The sequence below is a fragment of the Allobosea sp. genome (assembly GCF_030695125.1).
Taxonomy (GTDB): Bacteria; Pseudomonadota; Alphaproteobacteria; order Rhizobiales; family Beijerinckiaceae; genus Allobosea.
In genome coordinates this window covers 65,217-84,323 of the sequence record NZ_JAUYTP010000022.1, presented here as the reverse complement: position 1 = coordinate 84,323, position 19,107 = coordinate 65,217, and the positions used below count along the sequence as shown (strand labels likewise).

Sequence of the window (19,107 nt, the reverse complement as noted above, 5' to 3'; positions counted from 1 at the left end):
CGACCCCGGATCAAGCTGTCGCGGCGGAACCTATGTGTCCCCCGCAGGGAACACAAGAACTTCGTCGGTGGGAATGTCGAGGCCGACATCGTCGCCCTCCCCGATGACGCCCGCCAGCGAGGCCCGCACCGACAGCAGGCGCTCGAACCCGTCGACCGCGATCAGCAGGTGATCGACCTCGCCGAGGAAGCGCCGGGTCACCACCCGCCCCGGCAGGCAGAAGCCCTTCGGAACGATCCGGATCGCATGCGGCCGGATGCAGGCCACCGCCTCGCTGCCCTCCGCCAGAGCCGGCGCCGGAAACCGCCCGAACGGCGTATCGACCGCCCCGCGCCGGACGCGACCGGCGACCTCGGTAAAGTCGCAGAAGAATCGGGCGGCAAAGAGACTGCCGGGCCGGCGGTAGAGATCCTCGCCGGTGCCGATCTGCACGATCGCGCCCGAGCGCATCAGCACGATCCGGTCGGCGATGCGCATCGCATCCTCGGGGTCATGCGTCACGATGATCGAGGTGGCGCCGGTTTCGTGCAGCAGCGCCGCCGTCTCGTCGCGCACCACGTCGCGCAGGCGCCGGTCGAGATTGGAAAACGGCTCGTCCATCAGGAGCACGCCGGGCCGCGGCGCCACGGCGCGCGCCAGCGCGACGCGCTGCTGCTCGCCGCCCGAGAGCATATGCGGATAGGATTCGGCGAGATCGGCCAGGCCGACGCGGGCGATAGCGCGCAGCGCGGTGGCATCGGCGGAGGCTTCGCTCTGGCCGCGGCGGGAGAGCCCGAAGCGGACATTCTCGCGCACCGAGAGATGCGGAAACAGCGCATAGTCCTGAAACACCAGCCCGACGCCACGCCGCTCGGGCTCGACGAAGCTGTCGCGCGAGGACACGTCGCGGCCCTCAAGCAGGACGCGGCCCGCGCTCGGCCGCTCGACGCCTGCCGCCAGCCGCAGCAGGGTCGTCTTGCCGCAGCCCGACTGGCCAAGCAGCGCGACGATCTCGCCGGGCTCGACCGACAGCGAGACGTTCTTGAGCGCAGTGACATCGCCGAAGCGCTGGGTCACGCCGTCGAAGCCCAGCGCCATCGGAATCGCGGCGCCCGCCGTGCCACGGCGCCCCCAGCTCAGCCAGCGCGATTTGGTTTCGTTGGCGACCAACGGATGCTCCAGTTTGCAACGGCCTGCTTCGTCATCCTGGGGCGACCGGAGGTCGTCCCGGGATCCATCGAAGGGCGCGACGGAGCCCGATGATGGATCCCGGACGGCGCGGCTTTCGCCGCTTGTCCAGGATGACGGGGAAGGCTGGTGCCGAAAGATGCCCGCCCTGTGCGGCGCTCAGCCGTTCTCGTCAAGCGGCGTGAACAGGTCGCCGAGCGGATCCTCGTCGGCGCGCAGGTCTGGATCGTCGTCGGGAACCGGCATGGCGAGGTCGCGCGTCAGCCGCCCCTCGATGAAGCCCGAGCCCTTGAGTTCCTCCAGTCCCGGCAGGTCGTCGATGCGGCCGAGCCCGAAATGATCGAGGAATCCCGGCGTCGTGCCGAAGGTGACGGGCCGCCCCGGCGACCGGCGCCGGCCGCGCAGGCGCACCCAGCCCGCCTCGATCAGGATATCGAGCGTGCCCTTGGCGGTGGCGACGCCGCGGATCTCCTCGATCTCGGCCCGCGTCACCGGCTGGTGATAGGCGATGATCGCCAGCACCTCGAGCGCCGCCCGCGACAATTTGCGCGGGGGCTCGGCCTCCGCCGCCAGCAGATAGCCGAGATCGGGCGCGGTGCGGAAGGCGTAAGCCCCGGCGACCGCGCGCAGGTTGACCCCGCGCGGCTCGTAGAGCGCCGTCAGCCGCGCCAGGACCTGGCCGATGTCGATACCCGCGGGCACGCAGCGCGCCAGTTCCTCGGCCGGCAGCGGCTGGGCGGAGGCAAACAGCAGCGCCTCGACCACGCGCATCGCCTGCGCGAAGGCTTCAAGGCCGTCCTCGATCTCGGCCTGGGCCGGCTGCGTCGTCGCGTCCGTCATGACGCGTCCCCGCTCGCCAACGGCAGCACCGGCGGGCGGGCCGAGCGGCGGCGCAGATAAAGCGGCGCGAAGGCATCGTCCTGGCGCAGATCGAGCACGCCCTCCTTGACCATCTCGAGCATGGCCGAGAGCGCGGATGCCCGCACCGTCGCCGCCATCTCGCGGGCGGGCAGCCCATGCGAGACCATGTAGCGCGTCAGATAGGGATCGATCTGCGTCCAGTCGCCGGCCTGCCCGACCAGCCGCTGCAAGGCCTCACGCGCCTCGACCAGCGACCAGACGACGCGCTGGCCGACCGAGATATGGCCCTGCACGCGCTTCATCCGCTGCTGCGCATAGGCCGCCAGCAGATCGTAGAGTTCCGCCTCCCAGACCGGCCGGGCCCCGGCGACGATCGCCTCCGGCGCCCCGCGCGCGAACACGTCATGCCCCAGCCGCTCGCGCGAGGACAGCTTGCGCGCCGCCGCCCGGATCGCCTCCAGCCGGCGCAGGCGCAAGGCGAGCGCGGTGGCGAGATCGGCCGCGCTCGGCTCCTCGCCCTTGGGCGGCTCGGGCAGCAGCAGCCGCGACTTGAGATAGGCCAGCCACGCCGCCATCACCAGATAATCGGCCGCGAGTTCAAGCCGCAGCGCCCGCGCCTGCTCGACGAAGACGAGGTATTGCTCGGCCAGCGCCAGGATCGAGATGCGGTGCAGATCGACCTTCTGCCGGCGCGCCAGATCGAGCAGAAGATCGAGCGGGCCTTCATAGCCGTCGACGTCGACGAGCAGCGCCGGCTCGTCATCGCGATGCGCGCCGTCATCCTCGAATGGCAGTTGCGCCGCCATGGCCGGCCATCCCCTGCTTCGATCGCGCCGATCCCATCCGCAGCCCTCATCCTGAGGAGCCGCGCAGCGGCGTCTCGAAGGATGCTCCAGGAGGCGCCCAAGCGATCTGGAGCATCCTTCGAGACGCAAGCCTTGCGGCTTGCTCCTCAAGATGAGGGCTGTGGGGTGGGGACAGGCGCTACGCCCCGACAGCCACGTTCGGACGTTCAGCCGCTCAACGCAAGCGCGCTCGCGACCTGCGCGCGGGCGGCCTCGACATCCAGCGGCTCGGGTTCATGGCGGATGCGGGCCAGCGCCATCGCGGCGCGGCGGGCTCGGTCGCCCTTCATCGCCGGCACGGCCCCGGCGATGGCGACCATCTCCTCCATGATGCCGTGGCAATGCAGCACGACATCGACCCCGGCGCGGATCGCGGCGCGCGCCTTCTGCGCAAAACCACCCGAAAGCGCCTTCATCGAGATGTCGTCGGTCATGATCAGCCCGTCATAGCGCAGCTCGCCGCGCATGATCTCCTGCACGACCTTGCGCGACACCGTCGCCGGGTTCTTCGGGTCGAGCGCGGTGAAGACGACATGCGCCGTCATCGCCATCGGCATGTCCGCGAGATGCCGGAAGGGCCGGAAATCATGCGCCCGCAGCTCCGCCAGCGAGGCCTCGACGATCGGCAGGTCGTGATGGCTGTCGGCCCGCGCGCGGCCGTGGCCGGGCATGTGCTTGATCACCGGCAGCACGCCGCCGGCCATCAGCCCCTCCGCCGCGGCGCGCCCGAGCTGGGCGACACGGTCGGGCTCATGCGCATAGGCGCGGTCGCCGATGACGTCGTGGCTGCCGGCGACGGGAACGTCGAGCACCGGCAGGCAGTCGACATCGATGCCCACGGACTTCAGATCATGCGCCATCAGCCGGGCGGAGAGCCTGACGATCTCGCGCTGCGCCACGGGGTCGTTGATCGCGAGGAAGGCCTGTGCGGCCGGATATTTCGGCCAGTGCGGCGGGGCCATGCGCTGCACCCGCCCGCCCTCCTGGTCGATCAGGATCGGCGCATGCCAGCCCACCGTCTCGCGCATTTCGGCCGTCAGGGCAGCAACCTGAGCCGGATCCTGCGTGTTGCGCCGGAACAGGATGAAACCCCAGGGCCGCGCCTCCCTGAAGAAGGCGCGCTCGTCAGGAGTGAGGCTCGTGCCGAGGCAGCCGGCGATGAAGGCGCGTGAGGTCATGGTGCTGGGGTAGGAAGCGCCGCGGGCGCGGTCAACCCTCCGCCGTCATCCTGGCCGGGCCGCGAAGCGGCGCGGCCCGGGAGCCATCACAGGGCGTCGGAGCCCCAGGATGGATCCCGGGCGACCTGCGGTCGCCCGGGATGACGGTTGAGGTTCGGACGAAACGCCTCAGCGCATCTGCTGCGCCATCTGGGCGTTGAAGGCGTCGAAGGGCAGCTCGGCGACGCGGAACCAGAGGTTCTCCTTCTTCCAGTAGGGCAGGAAGGAGTCGTAGAACGTCTTGAATTCGGCGTTCTTGGCGGCCAGCTCGGCATACATGGCGAAGGCCTCCTTGAAGGCCGCCAGCATCACCTCCTGCGGGAAGGGCCGCAGCTCCGCCCCCGTGCCGGCGAGACGCACCAGCGCATCGGGATTGCCGTGGTCGTATTTGGCAACGCAGAGCGCGTTCGCCTCGGCGCAGGCCGCCTCGACGATCGCCTTGTAGGACGCGGGCAGCGCGTTCCACTTCTCGAGATTGACGAGGAAGCTGACATTGGCGTTCCCCTCCCAGAAGCCGGGGTAGTAGTAGTATTTCGCGACCTTCTGGAAGCCGAGCTTCTCGTCGTCGAGCGGGCCGGAGAACTCGACCGCATCGAGCGTGCCGCGCTCCAGCGCCGGATAGATGTCGCCGCCGGCGATCTGCTGCGGCACGACGCCGAGCTTGGACATGATCTGCCCGCCGAGCCCGGCGATGCGCATCTTCAGGCCCTTGAGATCCTCGAGCGACTTGATCTCCTTGCGGAACCAGCCGCCCATCTGCGCGCCGGTGTTGCCCGAGGGGATGGTGTAGAGGCCCTGCTTCTTCATGAAGGCGCGGCAGAGCTCGAGCCCGCCGCCAGCATAGAGCCAGGCGTTCTGCTGGCGGGTGTTGAAGCCGAAGGGCAGCGAGGTCTCGAAGGCGAAGGCCGGGTCCTTGCCGATATAGAAGCTCGACAGGGTGTGGCTGCATTCGACCGTGCCGTTCTGCACGGCATCGAGCGCCTGCAGACCGGGCACGATCTCGCCGGGCGCGAAGACCTGGATCTGGAAGTTGCCGTCGGTCGCCTCGGCGACGCGCTTGGCGACCTGGGTCGAGAGCCCAAACAGCGTGTCGAGGCTCTTGGGATAGCTCGAGGTCAGCCGCCAGCTGATCTTGGGCTGCGTCTGGGCGATGGCGGGTGCCGCGATCAGCGCGCTGCCGGCGGCGCCGCCCGCGGCGGTCTTGACGAAGTTGCGACGATCCATGGTGTCCTCCAGATAGGCTTTCGGTCTTCGGTCGCCGCGCCCCTCGAGGAGCGCCTCCAGCGACTCTGCTGCGCGCCTCTTCGCACGAAACCCGATGGCGGACCACCGACCGGCCGACGGGGACGCCTTGCGCCGGACGCCAAAGCAAAACCGGCGGCGCGAGGGCGCCGCCGGTCGGGAGGTCTGACAGATCAGGTCGCGGCGGTCGGCCGCGATGCCTTCGGAAGGCTCAGTTCTTGGCGATGAAGCACTGCCCGCCCGCCGCCTGGAGCGCCGTGCACATCGAGGTGGCGTCCTCGCGCGAATACGGGCCCACGCGCAGGCGGAACACGGTCTTGCCGCCGGCCAGTTCAGTCCGGCGCACGATCGGCGACTGACCGCCGAGCTGGCCGGGATATTTGCGCTGCAGCGCCGCGAAGGTCGCACGCGCCTCCGATTCGCTGCCCGGCGCACCGAGCTGGACCACGAAATCGCCGGTTCCGCTGCGGATGGCGGCAGTGGCGGGCGCCGGCGCGGCCGGCGTCTGCGCAGCCGGAGCCACATTGGCGATGCGCAGCGGCGCCGAAGGCGTCGTCGCGGGCGCTGCGGCGCGCTCCTGCACCTTGGCGGCTTCGGCGGCAGGCGCTGCGGCAGGCGTCGCGGCAGGGCGCGGCGGCACCGCCGCGGTGGTCGGGTTGGCCGGGGCGATCGCCGCCGGGCGGGCCGGCGGAGCCGAACCGGTAGACAGCGGCACGGCGCCGTTGGTGTAACCGGACACGCCATTGGCCGGCGGCGCGGGCGTGCCATCGGGACGGATCGAGACCGTCCGCACGCGACGCGGCTCGCCCAGCCCCGGAACCGGCGGCACCGGAGTGAGCAGAGGCTCGGACGGTGTCACGATGGAGGCGGCAGCGCCCGGAGCCTGGGCCGGCGCGACCGGGGTGGCGGCCGGCGTCGTCGCCGTGCCCGTACCCGGGCCGGGCAGCACGACGCGGGTCGGCAGAGAGCGGGCCGCCTGCTGCACGTCGACCGGCTGTTCCTCGCGGCTGACGACCTTCGTCTGCGCAGGTGCCGTCTCGCCCGGACGCTCGTAGATCTGCTTGTTCTGGTTGGGAATTTCAGCCCCGCCGGGATTGACCGGCTCGACCTTGGTCGGCCCGGCGGCGGCCGTGATGGTCGGGGGCAGCCCGTCCGTGCTCTTCGTCGGACTGCGCAGCGACATCACGGCGCCGACGCCGACCACACCGACCACCAGGATCGCGGCGGCGGCATAGAGCCCCTTGCGGGACCGGCGCGGCTCCAGATCCGGCATGTCGTCATCGACCGGCCCATCGTCATGGACAGGCAGGACCGACTGGAAGGACGGGACCTCGCCGGGCATCTGCTGGTCGTAGGGCGCCGGATAACCGCGCTCCTCGTCCAGGTCCCGCGGAGCCGGGGCGAGATCGGGCGCGACGGCGGCGCGCTGATAGCTCTGCGGCGCAGGCCGCGCGAAGCTCTCGTCGGACTCGTCGAAGCGCGGCTCGGCCCGCAGCGGGGCGACCGCGGCGGGCGCGGGACGTCCGGCATCGCTGCGACGCAGCAGGGCCTCGAATTCGTCGAGCGCACCGCGGAGTTCGGCGGGCGGCGGCGACTGCTCCGCGACTGCCTGGAACTGCTGCACGGCGTCGAAGGACGGCTCGTGACGCGAGATCTCGGGACGATCCGCCTCCTGGCGGCCGATTTCGGGCCGGGGCTGGACCTGCGCAGGCCGCGAACCCGGCACGAGCTGGGGCGCAGCCGCCTGGCCGCGATGGCCGAAGATGTCTTTCAGCGGATCGCCCTGATCGACGATGCGCGTCAGCTCCGCCAGCGGGTCGGCCGGCTGCCCGACCCTGGGCGCCTGCCCGGCGCTGCGAAGCTGGCGCTCGAGATCTTCGAGATCGAGGGCGAAACGGTTTCTAGCTGGCTCACTCATGGCATGATCCATTCCAGCGCAGGCCGATGGCTGCCATGGGAACCCCCAATGCGCCACGCGGTCAACCTGACCTTGTGCGCGCCGAGGGCCAGGGGGCCGTCAGCGCATCTCTTCCGGCGCCGCAACTCCCGCGACTGCCAGACCGGAAGCAAGGACGCTGCGCACCGCATGCACAAACGCCAACCTCGCCACAGTCAACTCTCGATCAGTTTGATTAACGAACCGTAATTGCGGCGAGTCTTTGCCCTTGTTCCACAAAGAATGGAAAGCGCTGGCCAGCTCATGCACGAAGAAGGCCACGCGATGTGGCTCATGGGCGCTCGCCGCGCCTTCGATGATTCGCGGATAGGCCGCGATCAACTTGACGATACCCACCTCCGCCTCGTCGTCGAGGCGCGCCAGGTCGGCGCCGACGAGAGCGGCGGGCGACAGATCGAGATCGGGAAAGGCCTCGCGCGCCTGCCGGAAGATCGAGGCGCAGCGCGCATGCGCATACTGGACATAGAAGACCGGGTTGTCCTTCGACTGCTCGACCACCTTGGCGAGGTCGAAGTCGAGCGTCGCGTCGTTCTTGCGGAAGATCATCATGAAGCGCACCGCATCGCGGCCGACCTCGTCGATCACCTCGCGCAGCGTGACGAAATCGCCCGAGCGCTTCGACATCTTCACCGGCTCGCCATGGCGCAGCAGCTTGACCAGCTGGCACAGCTTGACGTCGAGCGAACCCTTCTCATGCGTGACGGCCTTAACCGCCGCCTGCATGCGCTTGACGTAGCCGCCATGGTCGGCGCCCCAGACGTCGATCATCTGGGCAAAGCCGCGGGTGAACTTCGAGCGGTGATAGGCGATGTCGTTGGCGAAATAGGTGTAGCTGCCATCCGACTTCAGCAGCGGCCGGTCGACATCGTCGCCGAACTGGGTGGCGCGGAACAGCGCCTGCTCGCGATCCTCCCAGTCCTCGTCCTTCTGGCCCTTGGGCGGCGGCAGCCGGCCCTGATAGATCAGGTCGCGGGCGCGCAGATCCGCGATCGTCTCGGCGACCGCATCGCCGCCACCGGCGACGCTCTGCAGCGAGCGCTCCGAGAAGAACACGTCATGGACGACGCCTAGCGCGGCGAGGTCGTCGCGGATCATCGCCATCATGCCGTCGATCGCCACGCCGCGCACCAGCGGCAGCCATTCGGCTTCCGGCAGGGCGAGAAGTGCATCGCCATGCACCTTCGCCAGGGTCTCGCCGACCGAGACGAGATAATCGCCGGGATAGAGCCCTTCCGGAATCGTGATCGTCTCGCCCAGTGCCTCGCGGTAGCGCAGGAAGGCCGAGCGGGCGAGCACGTCGACCTGCGCGCCGGCATCGTTGATGTAGTATTCCCGCGTCACCTCATGGCCGGCGAAGGCGAGGATGTTGGCCAGCGAATCGCCGAACACGGCGCCGCGGCCATGGCCGACATGCATCGGCCCGGTCGGATTGGCCGAGACATATTCGACATTGATCTTCGGCTCCGGCTTGGCCGCGCCACGCCCGTAATCGAGCCCGCGCGCCACCGCATCCCTGAGGATGGCGGTGAAGACGGCCGGCTGCAGCGTCAGATTGATGAAGCCGGGCCCCGCGATCTCCGCCTTGACGATCTCGCCGTCCTTGACGAGTTCCTCGACCAGCAGCGCGGCCAGCGCGCGCGGGTTGGTGCCGGCCTCCTTGGCCAGCACCATCGCGGCGTTGGTCGCGAGATCGCCATGGCTGGCATCGCGCGTCGGCTCGACCACGACGCGGCCGAGATCGAGCCCGGCCGGCAGCGCACCGCGCGCCGACAGCGCCGACAGGGCGGCGGTGACGCGGGCGGAATAGGTCTCGAACAGGTTCATAGCGGCCAAGATCTGCTGAAAAGGAGAGCCCGGCCCTATCGCAGCGAGGGGGTTGCGTCAAACAGGCGGCGGTGCTCGTCGAGCGCGTACCAGTCGGTCATGCCGGCGATGTAGTCGGCGATGCGCCGCGCCCGCCGATGAGCGTCGAGACTCTCGCACCCCGCCGCCCACTCGGCCGGCATCAGTGCGGGATCGGCGCTGAAGCGGCCGAACAGGTCCCGCACCACCTGGGCCGCGTCGCGGCGGATCGGCGCGATCCGGGCATGGCGATACATGTTGGGATAGAGGAAGGCCTTGATGTCACGGTCGGCGGCTTCGATTCCCGCCGGGAAGGCGATGACCGGGTGCCCCGCCCGCCGGATCGCATCGGCATCAGCCGGCGCCAGCGCCGCCAGCCGCGCCTGCGACTCGGAGATGACGCCCTCGACGAAGCGCGTGATCACCCGGCGCACCAGCTCATTGGTGGCGCGCGCCGTCTCCAGCCCCGGATGCAAGCCTTCGATCTCGTCGAGCAGGGCGGCCAGGAACGGCACGGCCCGCAGTTCCGCATGGCCGAACAGCCCGGCCCGCAAGCCGTCGTCGATGTCGTGCGCGTTGTAGGCGATGTCGTCGGCGAGCGCCGCGACCTGCGCTTCCGCGGAGGCATAGGAGTCGAGCCAGAGGTCCTGCCTGGCCTGGTATTCGACGATCGCTGCGGGGATGCCCGTCTGCGCATAGCGGTCGGTCGGGGAGCCGTCCGCCAGCAGCAGCGGGCCGTTGTGCTTGACCAGCCCCTCCAGCGTCTCCCAGGTCAGGTTCAGCCCGTCGAAACCGGCATAGCGCCGCTCCAGCCGGGTCACGATCCGCAGCGTCTGGGCGTTGTGGTCGAAGCCGCCGGCATCGGCCATACAGTCGGCCAGCGCATCCTCGCCGGTATGACCGAAGGGCGTATGGCCGAGGTCATGCGCCAGCGCCAGCGCCTCGGCGAGGTCCTCGTCGAGCCCCAGCGCCCGCGCCAGGGCGCGCGCGATCTGCGCCACCTCGATCGTATGCGTCAGCCTTGTGCGGAAATGGTCGCCCTCATGCGAGACGAAGACCTGCGTCTTGTGCTTGAGCCGGCGGAAGGCGGTGGAGTGGATGATGCGGTCGCGGTCGCGCTGGAACGGATTGCGCGTCGGCGAGGCCGGCTCCGCGATCAGCCGGCCGCGGCTGGTGGCGGTCCGGCAGGCGTAAGGCGCGCGCCAGCGATCGCCGGGCTCGCGCGCGGAAACGGCCCCGAAGGCGGTGGTGTCTGGCTGCGGCATGGCGGGCCCGTCGCTGCCCCGGCTTGTGGAGGCGTTGCGGCGCACTTACCTTTGCGGGTAACGAAGGTGCAAGGAGCATCTGCCGATGACGACCGATCTTCAGGCCCAACCGCGCGGCATCGCCGTGACCGGGAAGGCCGCGACCCGCATTCTCTCGGTGATGGCGAAGGAACCGCCGGGCTCGATGCTGCGCGTCAGCGTCGTCGGCGGCGGCTGCTCGGGCTTTCAGTACATCTTCGACGTTGACCAGGAGAAGGCGCCTGGCGACCTGGTCATCGAGCGCGACGGCGCCACCGTGCTGATCGACGAGACCTCGCTCGATCTTCTCGAAGGCTGCACCATCGACTTCGTCGACGACCTGATAGGCCAGTCCTTCAAGATCACCAACCCGAACGCGACGAGTTCCTGCGGCTGCGGGACGTCGTTTGCGCTCTGACACGTCATGGTCGGGCTTGACCCGACCATCTCCGGCAAGAAGAAGTGCCCTCTGCGGCGGGAGATGCTCGGGTCAAGCCCGAGCATGACGGCATCGCCGAACTCAGCTCAGTGCGAGATCGGCGCCCCGCCCTGCTCCAGCCGGATCTCGGCCGCCATCAGGCCCTTGGGCCCGGGTCCGTAGCGCACCAGCACGACCTGGCCGGGAATCAGTTCGACCAGCCCGTAGCGCCGCATCGTCTCCATATGCACGAAGATGTCGGGCGCGTTCTCGCCGGCCGAGACGAAGCCGAAGCCGCGCAGGCGATTGAACCACTTCACCGTCATCCGCTCGAGCCCGCTCGTCGGGGTGACCTGGACATTGGTGCGCGCCAGCGGCATCTCGGCCGGGTGGCGGGCCGCGGTGGTGTCGATCGAGAGCACGCGGATCGCCTGTCGGCCGCGCGGCTTCTCGATTGCTTCAAGCACGATGTGAGCGCCTTCGGCGATGGCGTTGAAACCATCGCGCTTCAGGATCGTGACATGGACGAGGACGTCGGCCCCGCCATCCTCGGGCACGACGAAACCGTAGCCCTTGCTGACGTCGAACCATTTGACATGGCCGCTGACCTCGACGCCGGTCTCCGGGCCGAGCCCTTCGGGCCCGTCGAGCCGCATGACGCGGTTGAGCGACTGGATCGGCCCGATCGGCCTCCGCCCACTCTCTCCGAACTCATCGGACATCTGCCGCCACCCCCGCCCGAAACGCTTGATTCGCAGGGCGAAGATACCATTGCTGACGAGTCGCGATACAGCCGGCTTCGCGTCATCCACATCCGCGATGGTCGAAAAACTCGATTGGTCCTGCGGTTTGCGCTAGATCATGACCGACGCGGCAGGCGCGTCCGCGGAGGATGCGATGCCCGATCTCGCGACATTGGCGCTGTTCACCGCCGCCTGCGCGGTGCTGACCGCGACGCCGGGCCCCGACATGCTGCTGATCGCTTCGCGCAGCCTCGGTCAGGGGCGCAGCGCCGGCTTCCTGACCTATGCCGGCATCGCGGCCGGCAGCTATCTCCAGGCTTTTGCCGCGGCCTTTGGCCTGTCGCAGCTCTTCCTGCTGGTGCCCGCGGCCTATGACGCGCTGCGTTTTCTCGGCGCGGCCTATCTCGCCTGGCTCGCCTGGACGACCCTGCGCGCCCAGGCGCCCCTGTTCGCCCCGAGCGCCGACGCAACCCGCCTGCCGCTGCGCAGAATCTTTCTGCAGGGCCTGCTGACCAATCTGCTCAATCCCAAGATGGCGCTGTTCATGCTGGCGCTGCTGCCGCAGTTCCTGAAGCCCGAGGCCGGCTCGATCGCGCTGCAGGTCGTGGTGCTGGCGACGATCCTCAACCTGATGGGGCTGCTCGCCAACGGTGTGGTCATCCTGACCGCGAGCCGGCTCGGTCAGGCGCTCGCCGCCCGCCCCCATCTCGCCCGCTGGCCGCAGAAGCTGATGGGCGCGGTGTTCGGGATGCTGGCCCTGCGGCTCGCTTTGGCCTCGCGGGAGTGATGGCCGCCCAAATCGGAAACGCAGGCTCGGTGGTCCGGCGCAACGCACGAGATTGATAACGACCGACCCATTATCATCGCGCCGTCGCGCAGGTCCGACAGGCTTGTGCCGATGCGTTTGAACGGCCGGCTGGAGCCGGTGACTGGAAGGTCGGGCTGGCACATGCAGCGGCTATCAAGGTGGGCCATCGCCGTTTTGATGGTCGGGCAGGCCCAGGCAGCTCTGGCGCAGAGGCTGGAACTCCCGGCGGGGGCGCCGACCACGCCCAGAGAGCTCGCGATCCCGCGTGCCGGAGAACCGTTCGATCCTTACGAAGCGCTGCATGGCTCGCGCAGCTCACCGGCCCAGTGTTTGACCGTGCCTGACGGCTTCTGGGTCGAATTCGACGGCAAAGGCGATTGCATCCGCGCCTATTCGCACGGGTTGAACTCAGCCGAAAATCCGGTGGTCCTGGTCTATTTCAGCGGCGACGTGATGCTGAAGACGAGAACGGCCGTTCGCTTCATCGCGCCCGGCTATGAGCGGCGCTCGCCCGATGGGCTCCAGCGCGACATGGCGCGATGGTCCCGGGAGGCGGGGCGTCCCACCATCTTCCTGGCGCGTCCGGGCATGTACGGATCGTCGGGCGACCACAACGCGCGCCGCGAGTTGCGTGAGGTGATGCTGATGGACCGCGCGCTCAACGCGATCAAGAATCGCTATGGTGTCTCGCGTTTCATTCTGGCGGGTCAGTCCGGCGGCGGGCAGATCGCGGCGGCCCTCTTGAACCGGCGCCACGACATTTCAGCCGCGGCGCTGTCGTCGGCCTTGCTGTCCGTCCGTGAGGTCACGCGACACTGGGACAAGCGGCGCACCGTTCAAAGCACCAACATCCAGGCCCTTCACGATCCGATCGACCATGTCGGGCGCATCCCCACGCAGCCCAGGCCGTCGATCGTCGTTCTGTCGGATCGCGAGGATCGGATCGTTCCCTATGAAAGCCAGCTGGCCTATGTGCGACGGCTGCAGGCAACAGGCTTCGAACCACTGCATGTGCTGATGACGGCCGCCGACAAGACGCGGCACGGGCTCGCGCGCCACGGCCAGCGTGCGGCCGCGATGATGGCGCGCGGCGAGCCGACCGCGACCATCAGGGCCGAACTGGAGAAACAGGCCTCGCAGGCGAACCCGTGACGGCCTTTCGGCGACGGACCCGTCAGGCCGCAGCCGCAGCCACGCCCAGGAGCACGGCGACCGCGCCCGACAGGCCCAGTCGCAGCCGGCCATACCATTCGGGCGCGACATCGCGGCAGTAGAGGCCGAAATCCAGCAGGCCGAGCAGGATGAAGGCCGCGCAAAGGGTCCATAGCGCGCCGACGGGCGCGAGCAGCGTGGCGCCCCAGCCGATCAGGGCCGGCACCACCGCGATGATGAAATCCCGCCGCTGCACGGCCTCGTTCTCATAGCCGATCGCGATCCCCCAGCGCACGCCCCCGAGGAAGGACAGGATCGCGACGCCGTAGACGATCAGGGCCTGCGTCAGCCGGCCACCGCCGCCGAGCACCGGCAGCGTCAGCCCGGCCAGGATTCCGACGGTGCAGGCCAGGAACGGGATGATGCCGGCGACACCGAGCGCCAGAGCGGCGGGCGGAATGGTTTTCTCGCTGGACATGGCTAGCCTTCGACGGGGATGCGGACAAGAGGGCGGCGGGCGCCCTGCCCCATAGCCTGTTTTGCCGCAGCCTCAAGCCCTCTTGCGGCGTCCGGTCGCAAACGTCGCAGGGGCTTCAGCCCGCCAACCGCCCCAGCACCGCCCGGATCTCGGCCCGCACGACGAGATCCGCGATGGCGTCGAGTTCGGTTGGCTCGCGGTTGACGATGACCAGCCGCGCGCCCTGCTTCTTGGCGATGATCGGCAGCGTCGCCGCCGGATAGACCACGAGCGACGAGCCGACGACCAGGAAAAGCTCAGCCTCCAGCGCCAGTTGCTGGGCCCGGCTCATCTTGTCCTGCGGCATCGCTTGGCCGAAGGAGACCGTGGCGGATTTCACCGGCCCGGCGCAGATCAGGCAGTCGGGCGGTTCGCCGGTGGCCTCGAAGACGGGCCGGATCGCCGCCAGTTCGTGCCGCCAGCCGCAGGTCAGGCAGGTCGCATAGGTGCCGTTGCCATGCAGCTCAATGACGCGGTCGTCGGGCACGCCCGAGGCCTGGTGCAGACCGTCGATGTTCTGGGTGATGATAGCGGGCGAGCGGCCCTCCCCGACCAATCGGGCCAGAGCCCGATGCCCGATGTTCGGCACAGCGTCCGCGTAATGATCGTCCATCGCGAATTTCCGCCGCCACGCCTCGATGCGCGCCTCCCGGCTCCTGACGAAGGCCTCGAAGGGGATCGGCTTGTTGACCATCCAGGGCGAGCCGGGCGTGCGGAAATCCGGCACGCCCGATTCGGTCGAGATGCCGGCACCGGTGAAGGCGACGATGCTGCCGGCCCGGTCGAGCAGGTCGTGCAGCGCCTCGATGGCGTCGTCTGGCATCCAGGTCGTCCCTCTCCGTTATCAAGAGGATATAAGATGCAGCCACAGTCCGGGCAGCGTCTTTTCATCGCATTCGACGCCCTCATCCTGAAGAGCCGCGATACGCGGCGTCTCGAAGGATGCTCCAGCCTGGCGCCGGCACCTCCTGAACGATCCTTCGAGACGCGATCTTTCAGATCGCTCCTCAGGATGAGGCTTGCGGGATAGGGCGCTGTGCTGTGAGGAGCTTGCCCGCGCCGATTGACGAAGGCCCACCCGCGTCCCAAAGCTGCGCACCATGCTTGCCCCGTCTCACGCCGCCCTGAACCCCGATCTCCTCGACACCGCCACGCCGCCGATCCCGCAGGCGCAAGCCTGGGCGCGCGCCTATGACGGGCGCAGCGGCCCGCTGGTTGACCTCTCGCAGGCCGTGCCGGGCTCGCCCCCGCCAGCCGCGCTGCTGGAGCGGCTGGCGCAGGCCGCCGCCTCTCCCGACGCCACGCGCTACGGCCCGATCACCGGCGACATGCCCCTGCGCGAGGCCTATGCGGCCGAAATCGCCCGGGTCTACGGTGCCCCCTTCAAGGCGGGCGAGGTCGCGATCACCTCGGGCTGCAACCAGGCCTTCGTCATGACGATGATGGCAGTGGCGCGGGCTGGCCAGAACGTGCTGCTGCCGGCGCCCTGGTACTTCAACCACGAGATGACGCTGCGCATGCTCGGCATCGAGGCACGGCCGCTGCCCTGCGATCCGGCGGCCGGCTTCGTGCCCGATGTCGCCGCGGCGGAGGCGCTGATCGACACCGGCACGCGCGCCATCGTGCTGGTGACACCCAACAATCCGACGGGCGCGATCTATCCGCCCGCCACCATCGCCGCCTTCGCGGAGCTGTGCGCGCGGCGCGGTCTCTGGCTGGTGCTCGACGAGACCTATCGTGATTTCCTGCCTGCCGGCGCTGCGGCCCCGCATGAGGTCTTCGCCGCAACGCCCTGGCAGGACTCCGTCATCGGCCTCTACAGCTTCTCCAAGGCCTATGCTGTGCCGGGCTGGCGGCTGGGCGCGATCACGGCCGGCGAAGCCGTGATGGCCGAGATCGCCAAGGTGCTCGACTGTGTCCAGATCAGTCCGGTGCGGGCCGGCCAGACGGCCGTGACCTGGGGCATCGACGGCATCCGCGACTGGCGCGAGGCCAACCGGGCCGAGATCAACGCCCGCGCCGCGCTGTTCCGCGAGGCGATGGCCCCGCTCAATGACTGGCGCGTGCTCGCGGCCGGCGCCTATTTCGCCTATGTCGCGCACCCCTTCCCCGGTGTACCGGCGGCGGATGTGGTGCGCGCTTTGGTGCAGGAGCGCGGCGTGCTCGCCTTGCCCGGCCCCTATTTCGGCCCGGGCCAGGAGCGGCATTTGCGCATCGCCATCGCCAATGTCGCCGCCGACCGGATCGGCGCGCTGAGCGAGCGGCTGCGCGGGTTTACGCTGTGACGTGACGCGTCATGCTCGGGCTTGACCCGAGCATCACGGAAACCCGCCCATTCTCGTCCTGAGATTCTCGGGTCTTCGCGGCGTTTATCCTTGGGCCGATCGAAGATCGGACCCGAGGGCTGCGCCCGAGAATGACGCGCGACCGCTACCGCAGCAGCGCCGCATAGCGATCCCGATACGCCCAGACCAGCAGCGATCCCAGCGCCACCAGGATCACCGCGACAGGCAGTCCTTGCGGATTGAGCACCAGGTGGAACAGCACGATCACCGCCATCACCGGCGCGATCAGCGCGAGCCCGAGCGCCGGCGCGATATTGCCCAGCAGGCTCAACGCGCCGACGAGGTTGACCGTCTTCAGCAGTGGCCAGACGAAGCCGGAGGCCTGCAGCGTCTGCTCGAAGGCGACACCGCGGCTGCTGGTCGGCGGATGGATCAGATGCGTGCCGGTGGCCAGCCACCAGAAGCCGTCGACGGCGGAGACGAGGAAGAGCAGCCCCAGCAAGACGCGCGGAACCGTGACGAGCAGAAGGGTCTTCATAACGAACCTCAGGCGAAGGACGAGAACAAGCCGGCGCGCTGGCTATTGGCGCGGCTCCGTTACATCGTCATTTCAGCCTGCGTCGGGGTTCACGATCTCGAATAAAAAAGCCGGGCGCGAGCCCGGCTTTCCGTATCGTCGATGGTGCGTGATCGATCACGGGCAGAACCAGATCGCCCCGACGGTGACGCAGCCGCGGGTGCGCCAGTTCCCGGGCCGTGCGCCGTAACGGCGATAGCCGGGAGGGGCGGAGCGAAAGCGGGCGCCGGGCGCATAGCGCGGGCGCGGCCCGTAGCGCCGAACACCGGGACCACCGCGGCGATACTGCTGGTTGCCACGAAACTGCCGGTTTCCCCGATATTGAGGCTCATTGCCACGGACCTGAACAGTCTCGATATCGAGGGGCTGAGCCGCGCCGAGAAGACCGGTCGAGGCGGCCGGGGCCGAAACCGGTGTGGCGATCGCGGGCCCTGCAACGAGCAGAAAGGCCGCGAGAACGGCGGTGGTGAGCGCGTGACGGGTCATGGCATCCCTTTTCCCATTTGATGGGAGGGAACGCCCAAACCAGCGCCCCGGTTCCGGCGCTCACATCGTCGCGCCGATCTGCCAAGGCACGAATTCGGCGTCGCCATAGCCCATCTCCTCGGACTTGGACTTCTCGCCCGAGGCGACCTTCAGCAGATAGTCGAAAATCTCCTGGCCCTTCTCCTCCAGCGTCACGCCGTCGAGGACATCGCCGCAATTGATGTCCATGTCGTCGGTCTGCTTGAGATACATCGGCGTGTTGGTGGCGAGCTTGATCGAGGGCGTCGGCTTGCAGCCATAGGCGGAGCCGCGCCCGGTCGTGAAGGCGAGGATGTTGGCCCCGCCTGCCACCTGACCCGTCGCCGAGACGGGATCGTAGCCGGGCGTGTCCATGTAGACGAAGCCCTTGGAGCGCACCGGCTCGGCATAGTGGTAGACGGCGGCCAGCGTCTTGGTGCCGCCCTTGGCGGCGGCGCCCAGCGACTTCTCCAGGATGGTCGTCAACCCGCCCGCCTTGTTGCCAGGCGAGGGATTGTTGTTCATGTCCATGCGGGCGCGCGCCGTGTAGTCCTCCCACCACTTGATGATGCCGACGAGCTTCTCGCCGGTCTCGCGGTTGGCGGCGCGACGGGTGAGCAGATGCTCGGCGCCGTAGATCTCCGGCGTCTCGGAGAGGATGGCCGTGCCGCCATGCTCGACCAGGATGTCGACCGCCTTGCCCAGCGCCGGGTTGGCGGTGATGCCGGAATAGCCGTCCGAGCCGCCGCACTGCAGGGCCAGCATCAACTCGGACGCCGGCACGGTCTCGCGCCGCGCGCGGTTGGCGATCGGCAGCATCACCTTGAGCGCCTCGATTCCCGCGGCGACCGCCTTGCGGGTGCCGCCGGTCTCCTGAATCGTCAGCGTGCGGAAGACGTCGCTCTCCTCGACGCCATAGGCGTCCTTCATCCGCTTGATCTGAAAACCCTCGCAGCCGAGACCGACCACGAGAACCGCAGCCATGTTCGGGTTGCAGGCATAGCCCCAGGTGGTGCGCTTCAGCACCTCGAAGCTCTCGCCATTGTAGTCGATGCCGCAGCCCGTGCCGTGGGTCAGCGCGATGACGCCGTCGACATTCGGATAATCGGCGAGCAGCCCGGAGCGCTTGACCTCCTCGGCCATGAAGCGGGCGGCCGAGGCCGAGCAGTTCACCGAGGTCAGGATGCCCACATAGTTGCGCGTGCCGGCCTTGCCATTGGCGCGGCGGAAGCCTTCGAAAGTCGCCTGCTGCTCCACCGGCAGCACGAATTCGGGCTTGGCCTCGGCGCAGAAGGCATAGTCGCGCTCGAACGCGTGGAAGCCGGTGTTGTGCTCGTGAACCCATTCGCCGGGCGGAATGTCGACAGTGGCGAAGCCGATGATCTGGCCGAACTTGCGGATCGGCTCGCCGGTGGCGATGGCGCTCAGCGCCAGCTTGTGGCCGCGCGGAATCCGCTTCAGCGCCGTCACCCCGGCGGCCGTCACGCCGAGATCGATCGGATCGACGGCGACGGCGACATTGTCGATCGCGTTCAGCCTGAGGGTGCGCGGCGGGATGGCTTTGTCGAGCATCGGATGAGAACCACTGGCTAGCAAGCCACGGCCCACCGCGGCGATGCCCAAGACATGCGCTTCCTCGCGCCAGTTTTCAATCGGTTCAAAGAGGCTTCCAGCTGCTGCAGCGCAGCA

18 protein-coding genes are annotated in these 19,107 nt (G+C 68.9%); 4 read left to right on the top strand and 14 right to left on the bottom strand.

The genetic code is table 11. The features are described from left to right. Window positions 1–30: 30 nt before the first annotated feature. From Q8S38_RS06770 to Q8S38_RS06735, 8 genes are all read right to left on the bottom strand, one after another. On the bottom strand, window positions 31–1,077 hold the full coding sequence (locus tag Q8S38_RS06770; protein WP_371125848.1) for an ABC transporter ATP-binding protein: 1,047 nt from the start codon (window positions 1,075–1,077) through the stop codon (window positions 31–33). Between the two features lie 249 nt (window positions 1,078–1,326). Further along, window positions 1,327–2,007, bottom strand: a complete 681-nt coding sequence (scpB, locus tag Q8S38_RS06765) for an SMC-Scp complex subunit ScpB (protein WP_371125846.1) — start codon at window positions 2,005–2,007, stop codon at window positions 1,327–1,329. Next, window positions 2,004–2,834 carry a segregation and condensation protein A gene (locus tag Q8S38_RS06760; RefSeq protein WP_305679657.1) on the bottom strand — a complete coding sequence of 277 codons (831 nt, stop codon included), beginning with the start codon at window positions 2,832–2,834 and terminating at the stop codon, window positions 2,004–2,006. Before Q8S38_RS06760 ends, scpB begins: the two co-directional genes overlap by 4 nt. A gap of 206 nt (window positions 2,835–3,040) precedes the next feature. Then, window positions 3,041–4,051, bottom strand: a complete 1,011-nt coding sequence (gene nagZ / locus Q8S38_RS06755; RefSeq protein WP_305679656.1) for a beta-N-acetylhexosaminidase — start codon at window positions 4,049–4,051, stop codon at window positions 3,041–3,043. Between the two features lie 168 nt (window positions 4,052–4,219). Next, window positions 4,220–5,314: a TRAP transporter substrate-binding protein gene (locus tag Q8S38_RS06750; protein WP_305679655.1), complete on the bottom strand. Its 1,095-nt coding sequence runs from the start codon at window positions 5,312–5,314 to the stop codon at window positions 4,220–4,222. 229 nt (window positions 5,315–5,543) lie between these two features. Continuing rightward, entirely contained in the window at window positions 5,544–7,250 is a 1,707-nt protein-coding gene (locus Q8S38_RS06745) for an SPOR domain-containing protein (RefSeq protein ID WP_305679654.1), read from the bottom strand. Between the two features lie 99 nt (window positions 7,251–7,349). Next, on the bottom strand, window positions 7,350–9,113 hold the full coding sequence (gene argS / locus Q8S38_RS06740; RefSeq protein ID WP_305679653.1) for an arginine--tRNA ligase: 1,764 nt from the start codon (window positions 9,111–9,113) through the stop codon (window positions 7,350–7,352). Window positions 9,114–9,148: 35 nt separating this feature from the next. Then, complete coding sequence (locus Q8S38_RS06735) at window positions 9,149–10,396, bottom strand: deoxyguanosinetriphosphate triphosphohydrolase (protein ID WP_305679652.1); 1,248 nt, start codon at window positions 10,394–10,396, stop codon at window positions 9,149–9,151. An 85-nt stretch (window positions 10,397–10,481) separates the two neighbouring features. Between Q8S38_RS06735 and Q8S38_RS06730 the strand changes: the two genes are divergently transcribed. Beyond that, window positions 10,482–10,832 carry a HesB/IscA family protein gene (locus Q8S38_RS06730; RefSeq protein WP_305679651.1) on the top strand — a complete coding sequence of 117 codons (351 nt, stop codon included), beginning with the start codon at window positions 10,482–10,484 and terminating at the stop codon, window positions 10,830–10,832. Between the two features lie 107 nt (window positions 10,833–10,939). Here Q8S38_RS06730 and Q8S38_RS06725 read toward each other — a convergent pair whose 3' ends face one another. Beyond that, the gene (locus Q8S38_RS06725) at window positions 10,940–11,554 is read right to left on the bottom strand and encodes a cold-shock protein (protein ID WP_371125845.1); all 615 of its coding nucleotides are present in this window, start codon (window positions 11,552–11,554) and stop codon (window positions 10,940–10,942) included. Between the two features lie 175 nt (window positions 11,555–11,729). On the opposite strand from Q8S38_RS06725, the gene Q8S38_RS06720 reads away from it, so the two are divergent. Beyond that, window positions 11,730–12,362, top strand: a complete 633-nt coding sequence (locus tag Q8S38_RS06720; protein ID WP_305679650.1) for a LysE family translocator — start codon at window positions 11,730–11,732, stop codon at window positions 12,360–12,362. 198 nt (window positions 12,363–12,560) lie between these two features. Then, window positions 12,561–13,535, top strand: coding sequence for an alpha/beta hydrolase family protein (locus Q8S38_RS06715; RefSeq protein ID WP_305679649.1), 975 nt, complete (start codon window positions 12,561–12,563; stop codon window positions 13,533–13,535). Between the two features lie 22 nt (window positions 13,536–13,557). Here Q8S38_RS06715 and Q8S38_RS06710 read toward each other — a convergent pair whose 3' ends face one another. After that, window positions 13,558–14,013 carry a DUF3429 domain-containing protein gene (locus tag Q8S38_RS06710; RefSeq protein WP_305679648.1) on the bottom strand — a complete coding sequence of 152 codons (456 nt, stop codon included), beginning with the start codon at window positions 14,011–14,013 and terminating at the stop codon, window positions 13,558–13,560. Between the two features lie 115 nt (window positions 14,014–14,128). Further along, window positions 14,129–14,875 (bottom strand): SIR2 family NAD-dependent protein deacylase, encoded by a 747-nt coding sequence (locus Q8S38_RS06705; RefSeq protein ID WP_305679647.1) that lies wholly within the window; start codon window positions 14,873–14,875, stop codon window positions 14,129–14,131. A 277-nt stretch (window positions 14,876–15,152) separates the two neighbouring features. Here Q8S38_RS06705 and Q8S38_RS06700 point away from each other — a divergent pair, with 277 nt between their 5' ends. Then, on the top strand, window positions 15,153–16,337 hold the full coding sequence (locus tag Q8S38_RS06700) for an aminotransferase (protein ID WP_305679646.1): 1,185 nt from the start codon (window positions 15,153–15,155) through the stop codon (window positions 16,335–16,337). 145 nt (window positions 16,338–16,482) lie between these two features. On the opposite strand, the gene Q8S38_RS06695 is transcribed toward Q8S38_RS06700, so the two are convergent. The 3 genes from Q8S38_RS06695 to Q8S38_RS06685 form a co-directional block, all read right to left on the bottom strand. After that, complete coding sequence (locus Q8S38_RS06695; protein WP_305679645.1) at window positions 16,483–16,875, bottom strand: hypothetical protein; 393 nt, start codon at window positions 16,873–16,875, stop codon at window positions 16,483–16,485. Between the two features lie 156 nt (window positions 16,876–17,031). Further along, complete coding sequence (locus Q8S38_RS06690) at window positions 17,032–17,400, bottom strand: hypothetical protein (protein WP_305679644.1); 369 nt, start codon at window positions 17,398–17,400, stop codon at window positions 17,032–17,034. Window positions 17,401–17,460: 60 nt separating this feature from the next. Further along, window positions 17,461–18,990, bottom strand: a complete 1,530-nt coding sequence (locus Q8S38_RS06685) for a UxaA family hydrolase (protein ID WP_305679643.1) — start codon at window positions 18,988–18,990, stop codon at window positions 17,461–17,463. Window positions 18,991–19,107: the final 117 nt, after the last annotated feature.

Coding starts and splice junctions, on each gene's coding strand:
- scpB (WP_371125846.1), bottom strand. CDS start 2,007: ATGACGGACGCGACGACGCAGCCGGCCCAGGCCGAGATCGAGGACGGC.
- Q8S38_RS06700 (WP_305679646.1), top strand. CDS start 15,153: ATGCTTGCCCCGTCTCACGCCGCCCTGAACCCCGATCTCCTCGACACC.
- Q8S38_RS06770 (WP_371125848.1), bottom strand. CDS start 1,077: ATGGCGCTGGGCTTCGACGGCGTGACCCAGCGCTTCGGCGATGTCACT.
- Q8S38_RS06745 (WP_305679654.1), bottom strand. CDS start 7,250: ATGAGTGAGCCAGCTAGAAACCGTTTCGCCCTCGATCTCGAAGATCTC.
- Q8S38_RS06750 (WP_305679655.1), bottom strand. CDS start 5,314: ATGGATCGTCGCAACTTCGTCAAGACCGCCGCGGGCGGCGCCGCCGGC.
- Q8S38_RS06715 (WP_305679649.1), top strand. CDS start 12,561: ATGGTCGGGCAGGCCCAGGCAGCTCTGGCGCAGAGGCTGGAACTCCCG.
- Q8S38_RS06705 (WP_305679647.1), bottom strand. CDS start 14,875: ATGCCAGACGACGCCATCGAGGCGCTGCACGACCTGCTCGACCGGGCC.
- Q8S38_RS06685 (WP_305679643.1), bottom strand. CDS start 18,990: ATGCTCGACAAAGCCATCCCGCCGCGCACCCTCAGGCTGAACGCGATC.
- Q8S38_RS06760 (WP_305679657.1), bottom strand. CDS start 2,834: ATGGCGGCGCAACTGCCATTCGAGGATGACGGCGCGCATCGCGATGAC.
- nagZ (WP_305679656.1), bottom strand. CDS start 4,051: ATGACCTCACGCGCCTTCATCGCCGGCTGCCTCGGCACGAGCCTCACT.
- Q8S38_RS06690 (WP_305679644.1), bottom strand. CDS start 17,400: ATGACCCGTCACGCGCTCACCACCGCCGTTCTCGCGGCCTTTCTGCTC.
- Q8S38_RS06720 (WP_305679650.1), top strand. CDS start 11,730: ATGCCCGATCTCGCGACATTGGCGCTGTTCACCGCCGCCTGCGCGGTG.
- argS (WP_305679653.1), bottom strand. CDS start 9,113: ATGAACCTGTTCGAGACCTATTCCGCCCGCGTCACCGCCGCCCTGTCG.
- Q8S38_RS06695 (WP_305679645.1), bottom strand. CDS start 16,875: ATGAAGACCCTTCTGCTCGTCACGGTTCCGCGCGTCTTGCTGGGGCTG.
- Q8S38_RS06735 (WP_305679652.1), bottom strand. CDS start 10,396: ATGCCGCAGCCAGACACCACCGCCTTCGGGGCCGTTTCCGCGCGCGAG.
- Q8S38_RS06725 (WP_371125845.1), bottom strand. CDS start 11,554: ATGTCCGATGAGTTCGGAGAGAGTGGGCGGAGGCCGATCGGGCCGATC.
- Q8S38_RS06730 (WP_305679651.1), top strand. CDS start 10,482: ATGACGACCGATCTTCAGGCCCAACCGCGCGGCATCGCCGTGACCGGG.
- Q8S38_RS06710 (WP_305679648.1), bottom strand. CDS start 14,013: ATGTCCAGCGAGAAAACCATTCCGCCCGCCGCTCTGGCGCTCGGTGTC.